This window comes from Vibrio sp. 10N.222.54.E6 (assembly GCF_041473955.1).
GTDB lineage: Bacteria > Pseudomonadota > Gammaproteobacteria > Enterobacterales > Vibrionaceae > Vibrio > Vibrio tasmaniensis_A.
In genome coordinates this window covers 1-6201 of sequence record NZ_JBFRTD010000068.1, presented here as the reverse complement: position 1 = coordinate 6201, position 6201 = coordinate 1, and the positions used below count along the sequence as shown (strand labels likewise).

Below are 6201 nucleotides of genomic sequence, written 5' to 3'. Positions count from 1 at the left end.
CCACTCCGCCACTTATTAGAGAAGCCCTGCTAGAAATAGCAGGGCTTTTTTACATTTGAAAAAAGTGTTTTACTGTTATACCAATCCGGAAAATTAACTGATCAGGTTTATCCAATCCCTTCTACTCATTTTTGTGACACGATCTTTGCACTCAAGAAATCCATTCCAAGCGCGACAAACCTTGGAAACAATGTCGTTATAATCAGTGAAACTTTGATTCGCTAGATAATGTTGTTGCAACCAACTCCAAACTTACTCTATAGGGTTGAGCTCTGACGAGTAGGGAGGAAGCTTAATAGTGCCGAAATTATTAAACTCTCTCGCAATATCATCGGTATGCCAGCCAGATCCATCCATAATAAAGACTGCATGATGTCCTTTTTCACTGGCCTTAGATATCTGCTCTAATTGGTTTGTCTTTATGCCCTTGTGCCCCAAGGAGCTACTATGGCTTCACCAATTCTTGTTTTGGGGCATACCGAACCAAACAAATAGCCGTATTCAAATTGCTGTTTTTTACCACACGAGGCCTGGTTCCACGAGTCCCCAAAGACGTGTAGTTGTGTTCTGTTGACCAAACCTAGCTTCCTCTTGAAACCAGGCATCAACACTCTACAGCCCAATATTGTCGGGATCGTTTCTATTTTGATTTTTTAAAATCATCTTGGATTTTCTGTGATTTTTTCGGTGTTTGGATCGAGAAGTTCTCCAAGATAAGGCCATGTGTTCGAGGAGATAATAGATAGAATTCGGGTGGTAGTACTTATCAACGATTTTCACGATTTAGTCATTTATATCGTAGATACAAAAACGCCTAGTGTTTGCTAGGCGTTGATAAATAGTATTTCTAATCCATCGACTACAGTATTTGCTTAAGTACTCTATCGGCTTTCACACGAGTGATCTTACGAATCAACTTCTGAACTTCCAACGGGTAGCTCTCTACCTTATCTAACTGCTTATAAGTACAGATAAGCTGAGTGTGTTGAAGGATATTATCCACTTCAGCCTGAAACTTGTCTGTTAGGTGATGGTAGTTATCTTGGATAAAGATGCCGTTCTCTAGATCCAACTTCCATGCGCGAGGGTTTAGGTTATTACCTGTTAGTAGCATGTAGCGCTTATCTACCCAAATACCCTTTAGGTGGAAGCTATTAGAATCGTGTTGCCAAAGTCGAATTGATAGATTACGGCTAGCAATATGAGCCTCATTCGCTTTAGCGAAACGACGTAAGTTCAATTCGTAAAGGTATGGCAGACCACCAATCGTTTTAAACTCTTCTTCTGGCGAGATAAAGAAATCATTCGCTGTCTTATCTCCAACAACAATGCTGACCTTTACGCCACGCTTAAGCGCTTTCTTCACTTCTTTAGCTAGGCTAGGTGGGAAGTTGAAGTAAGGTGTGCAGATAAAGATTTCATCTTTAGCTTGAGCTACGAGTTGATTGATTCCCTGATTCAGACGGTTACGTCTTTTACCGATACCAACTAATGGTGTTACAGCAACTTGGTCTGCTGAAACCTCTTGAGCATCGAATTGATACTGAGACCTTGCTAATGATGCACGAAACTGACGAATCGCTGGTTTCAGTTCTTTGGTCGAAGGCTTGTTCTTATCAGCCAGGTCATAAACAGCGCTGTCCGCAACCATCTGTTCGTGTACGTAGGTAAACATTGAATCAGCAAGCGCTGCGTTGTTTAAAACATGGTAACGATCAAAGCGATAGCGGTCATGGTAATTCAGGTAGATATTGTTAAGGCTTGCACCGCTGTATATCACGCTGTCATCGACGATAAAGCCTTTTAAATGCAATACGCCAAAGACTTCTTTGCCGCGAACTGGAATGCCATAGACGGGTACAGAGTGCTGATATTTTTCTGCAAACTCTTTATACATTGCAGCATTGCCTTCAGAAGACTCTGCGCCAATCAATCCGCGCTGCGCTCGGTGCCAATCGACACAAACGCTCACGTCTAATTCTGGATTCTTTTGTTTTGCTTCATATAAGGCAGTTAGGATTTCACGGCCAGCCTCATCATCTTCAAGATACAAAGCGACTAAACTAATACGAGTCGTTGCGCGAGATATCTCATCAAGTAGACGAGTTCGAAACTCTTGCGCTGATAGTAGTACTTCAAACTTGTCAGGATTCTGCGCTATGGTTGGCAACTGTATGAATGGATTCCTACTGGCAATCATATTGACTGTTTTACCTTAAAAATATGCAAAATTGCGAACCTTTAATTTTACCAAAGGGATAGCATCAAATACTAGATAATCGAGGCATTCTCTAACAATTTTGCTGATAATGCATAGGAATGAGATCTTTTCCGCTATTCGAGTAGCGCTCGTATAAAACTCTTAAACCATTTGGCAGATCTTTAGGGTCTATTTGTATGAATAGGTGCCGCGCGTAAAAATTGGTGAGATGAGCGTACGCAAAGCAGTAATCGTCTTCCGTAAGTGCATGTTGCGCACAATAATCCATAAGTTTGGAACCTAATTGCTTACCGCGATGTTGTTTTGATATCGCCATTCCAGTAAGTAAGCGATTATTTTCTATTGTACGAAAGCGCACGACACCGCACAGCTCGTTATCCAGTAATAACGAATAGATCAGTTCACTTTTATTGGCTTTTCCCGTTGGGTAATGTTCTTTATAGAAACGTTTAACTAAGGGAACCTTTACTGGGTCTAATTGGGTAATGATGACATTGTTCATTCAGTCACTGCGCCATTGGTTTATCTGCTGTAGAATGACTGCAGTGTAAGTTAATTGAATATCGCCATGCAATTCCATCTCAATGCTAGTTTAAAAAATGTTCATACTTTTTCCATAGATCAGACGTGTGATACGTTGGTTGAAGTCACCACTATCGAAGAATTAATTTCCGTTTACAGAGACCCTAAATGGTCAGCTTTACCTAAGTTAATACTGGGTAAAGGCAGTAATATGCTTTTTACTGAGCACTTCGCTGGTCTGGTCATAGTGAATAAATTATCCGGGATTGAGTTGACCGAGACGGACAGTCATCACCTACTGCATGTTAGTGGGGGGGAAGATTGGCCACACTTAGTTGAATGGAGTGTGGATAAAGGGCTCGGTGGTCTAGAAAACCTAGCAATGATACCTGGCTGTTCAGGTTCGGCTCCGATTCAAAATATTGGTGCGTATGGTGTTGAGCTACAAGACGTATGCGAGTATGTCGATATCCTGTGTCTGGATACTTATACAGTTAAGCGATTGAGCAAAGAAGAGTGTCTCTTTGGTTACCGAGATTCTATTTTCAAGCACGCTCTCTACGATAAAGCGATTGTTGTTGCGATTGGTTTAACGTTGCCGAAAGAGTGGGAGCCATGCAATCACTATGGCCCGTTAAAAAGCCTAGCAGCCGATACGCTCTCTCCTCGTACTATATTTGATGAAGTATGCGCTATCCGTTCAAGTAAGTTGCCAGACCCTAGAGTCCAAGGCAATGCGGGCAGCTTCTTCAAAAACCCTGTGATCACCAAAGATCATTTTGATCGCTTGTTCGCTCTATACCCAAACATTGTCGGCTATGAGAGCAATGACATGATCAAAGTCGCTGCAGGCTGGCTGATTGATCAATGCCAGTTCAAAGGTGTGACAGAAGGAGGTGCTCAAGTTCACCCAAACCAAGCATTAGTTATCATCAATTATGATAAGGCTTCTGCTGTGGATATCCTTAAGCTTGCAGAGCGAGTGCGTCAGTCTGTCTTGAATAAATTCGATATTCGATTAGAACATGAAGTGCGTTTTATGGGACGAGACTGCGAGACAAATCTAGACAAGGCTTTGGAGTCATTGGCATGAGAGAACACAGTACCAAGCTTGCACTATTGAAGTGTATTGCTGACGGTGAGTTTCATTCAGGTGAAGATCTAGGTGAAATGATTGGTGTATCACGAGCGGCTATCAGTAAGCACATTAAAGGTATTCAAGGGTGGGGTTTAGATATCTACCGAGTACAAGGCAAGGGCTATAAGTTAGCTAGCCGTTTAGATATGCTTAACGAAGACAAATTGTCTGTTGTTAGTCGAGATGCTTCTCTTGAACTGATTCCAATCATAGGTTCTACAAACCAACACCTATTAGAGCGTACTAACACCCTAGAATCGGGTTCTGTCTGTATTGCTGAATATCAAGCTGCGGGACGTGGACGTCGTGGACGAGAGTGGGTATCGCCATTCGGTGCAAACCTCTATCTTTCAATGTATTGGAGACTCGACGCAGGGATGGCTGCTGCGATGGGCTTGAGCCTTGTGGTTGGTGTAGCTGTTGTTGAAGCTTTGGAAGAGATGGGCGTAGAAGGTATAAAGCTCAAATGGCCGAACGACCTTTACCACAATGACAAGAAGCTTGCTGGTATCTTGGTAGAGCTGTCAGGACAGTCTGGTGGCGCTGCTCATATTGTGATTGGTTTAGGGCTAAACTTATCCATGGATCCAACAACATCAGGTATTGGTCAACCGTGGACTTCTCTTAAAGAAGTGTGTGACGGGAAGGTGCCCGATCGCAATCAGTTAGCGCAGGCTCTGATCAATGCTTGGGACAAGTCTCTTGTTGATTATGAGTTGAAAGGGATGTCGAATTTTGTAGAGCGTTGGAATCGCTTTGATAATTTCTTAGGTCGCAATGTTAGGTTGATCATTGGACCTAGAGAAATTGAAGGTGTTGTTCAAGGCATCGATGAACAAGGTGCTGTATTACTCAAAACTGAGAATGGTATCGAGAGCTATATCGGCGGAGAGATATCGCTAAGAAAAGGCGATTAAGGTGTTACTATTTTCTTAGTAATACTTCTTCAACCATATGATCTGCGCCTTTACGTAGAATCAAGTGAGCCCTTTCTCGTGTAGGAAGGATATTTTGTTCTAGGTTCAAGCCATTAATTGAACTCCAGATACCTTCCGCTTTATCCAGTGCCGCTTGGTTCGATAATTTTGTGTAATGACTAAAGTAAGAGCCAGGTTTGGTAAACGCACCATCGCGGAATTTCATAAAGCGATTGACGTACCACTCTTTGATTTGTTGGCTATCAGCGTCAACATAGAGAGAGAAATCAAGGAAGTCTGAAATAAACACGCGATGTGGCTCGTGTGGATCGTTCATGCCTGTTTGCAAGACATTAAGTCCTTCAATAATAAGCACATCTGGTAGGTCGACACACTTAACGTCATCAGTAATGTTGTACGTAAGATGTGAGTACACGGGAGCCGTGACATTTCTCTTGCATGCTTTTACATCCGAAACAAAGTTCACTAAACGCTTAATATCGTAAGACTCCGGAAAGCCCTTTTTACTCATCAATCCTTTTTCTTCTAACACCTCATTTGGGTATAAGAAGCCATCGGTTGTGACTAGCTCAACTTTTGGGTGGTTCTCCCAGCGAGAAAGTAGGGCTTTAAGCAGTCGTGCAGTTGTACTTTTGCCCACAGCGACACTTCCAGCAATACCGATGATAAAAGGTGGTGCTTTCTCGTTTTTATCCAGGAATTGATGGAGTACTGAGTTTCTATTCTGTCTGGCTGCCACATAGAGATTTAATAGGCGAGAGAGCGGCAGGTAGATCTCAACGGCTTCCTCCATTGTGAGCTTTTCATTGATGCCTTGAAGCTCTTTTAAGTCGCTCTCAGAAAGTGTCATCGGAACTAAATTCCTTAGCTCAGACCAACGTTCGCGGTCAAATGACATAAATGGGCTCATATAAACTCTATAGTGGATAACAAAACAAGTGCATGGAAAATACATCAAGCGATAGATAAATAAAATATCTTCCTGTACTAGATGTGGGTTAAAGGCAGAAACCTTGAGCTAAATAGCCGTATATAGGAATTTGATAGGAGAATTTTTCACTTTTTTTCAATTTACTATTGCAAGGTGGAAAATCATTCAATAAAATGCGCCCCACTTGTGCCGACTTAGCTCAGTAGGTAGAGCAACTGACTTGTAATCAGTAGGTCACCAGTTCGATTCCGGTAGTCGGCACCACTTTCTCCCTTTCTTTAAGGTAAGCGAGAGAAAGCTCAAAATTTGGAGGGGTTCCCGAGTGGCCAAAGGGAGCAGACTGTAAATCTGCCGGCACTGCCTTCGATGGTTCGAATCCGTCTCCCTCCACCATATTCTAAAGGTTAAATAGCTCAAACAGAGTTACGTGTTGCGTGCATCGTATAATGGC

General features: G+C 42.4%; 6 protein-coding genes and 2 tRNA genes. 4 read left to right on the top strand and 4 right to left on the bottom strand.

Annotation, left to right across the window (positions count from 1 at the left end):
- Positions 1-252: 252 nt before the first annotated feature.
- From AB4513_RS24285 to AB4513_RS24275, 3 genes are all read right to left on the bottom strand, one after another.
- Complete coding sequence (locus AB4513_RS24285) at positions 253-438, bottom strand: transposase (RefSeq protein ID WP_102258363.1); 186 nt, start codon at positions 436-438, stop codon at positions 253-255.
- Positions 439-859: 421 nt separating this feature from the next.
- Positions 860-2200 (bottom strand): CDP-diacylglycerol--serine O-phosphatidyltransferase, encoded by a 1341-nt coding sequence (gene pssA / locus AB4513_RS24280; RefSeq protein WP_009844721.1) that lies wholly within the window; start codon positions 2198-2200, stop codon positions 860-862.
- A gap of 91 nt (positions 2201-2291) precedes the next feature.
- Positions 2292-2723, bottom strand: a complete 432-nt coding sequence (locus AB4513_RS24275) for a GNAT family N-acetyltransferase (protein ID WP_009844722.1) — start codon at positions 2721-2723, stop codon at positions 2292-2294.
- A 66-nt stretch (positions 2724-2789) separates the two neighbouring features.
- On the opposite strand from AB4513_RS24275, the gene murB reads away from it, so the two are divergent.
- A complete protein-coding gene (gene murB, locus AB4513_RS24270) occupies positions 2790-3836 on the top strand; it encodes a UDP-N-acetylmuramate dehydrogenase (RefSeq protein ID WP_009844723.1) in 1047 nt (348 codons plus the stop codon).
- The gene (gene birA, locus AB4513_RS24265) at positions 3833-4798 is read left to right on the top strand and encodes a bifunctional biotin--[acetyl-CoA-carboxylase] ligase/biotin operon repressor BirA (protein ID WP_009844724.1); all 966 of its coding nucleotides are present in this window, start codon (positions 3833-3835) and stop codon (positions 4796-4798) included. Before murB ends, birA begins: the two co-directional genes overlap by 4 nt.
- A 7-nt stretch (positions 4799-4805) precedes the next feature.
- Here birA and coaA read toward each other — a convergent pair whose 3' ends face one another.
- Positions 4806-5729, bottom strand: coding sequence for a type I pantothenate kinase (coaA, locus tag AB4513_RS24260; RefSeq protein WP_009844725.1), 924 nt, complete (start codon positions 5727-5729; stop codon positions 4806-4808).
- A 209-nt stretch (positions 5730-5938) separates the two neighbouring features.
- On the opposite strand from coaA, the gene AB4513_RS24255 reads away from it, so the two are divergent.
- Positions 5939-6014: transfer RNA gene (locus AB4513_RS24255), tRNA-Thr, on the top strand.
- A gap of 44 nt (positions 6015-6058) precedes the next feature.
- A tRNA-Tyr gene (locus AB4513_RS24250) sits at positions 6059-6143 on the top strand.
- The last annotated feature ends 58 nt before the right edge of the window (positions 6144-6201 follow it).

What these genes read in the sequence shown, in the direction of transcription:
- pssA (WP_009844721.1), bottom strand. Translation starts at nt 2,200, where the DNA reads ATGATTGCCAGTAGGAATCCATTCATACAGTTGCCAACCATAGCGCAG.
- AB4513_RS24275 (WP_009844722.1), bottom strand. Translation starts at nt 2,723, where the DNA reads ATGAACAATGTCATCATTACCCAATTAGACCCAGTAAAGGTTCCCTTA.
- murB (WP_009844723.1), top strand. Translation starts at nt 2,790, where the DNA reads ATGCAATTCCATCTCAATGCTAGTTTAAAAAATGTTCATACTTTTTCC.
- birA (WP_009844724.1), top strand. Translation starts at nt 3,833, where the DNA reads ATGAGAGAACACAGTACCAAGCTTGCACTATTGAAGTGTATTGCTGAC.
- coaA (WP_009844725.1), bottom strand. Translation starts at nt 5,729, where the DNA reads ATGAGCCCATTTATGTCATTTGACCGCGAACGTTGGTCTGAGCTAAGG.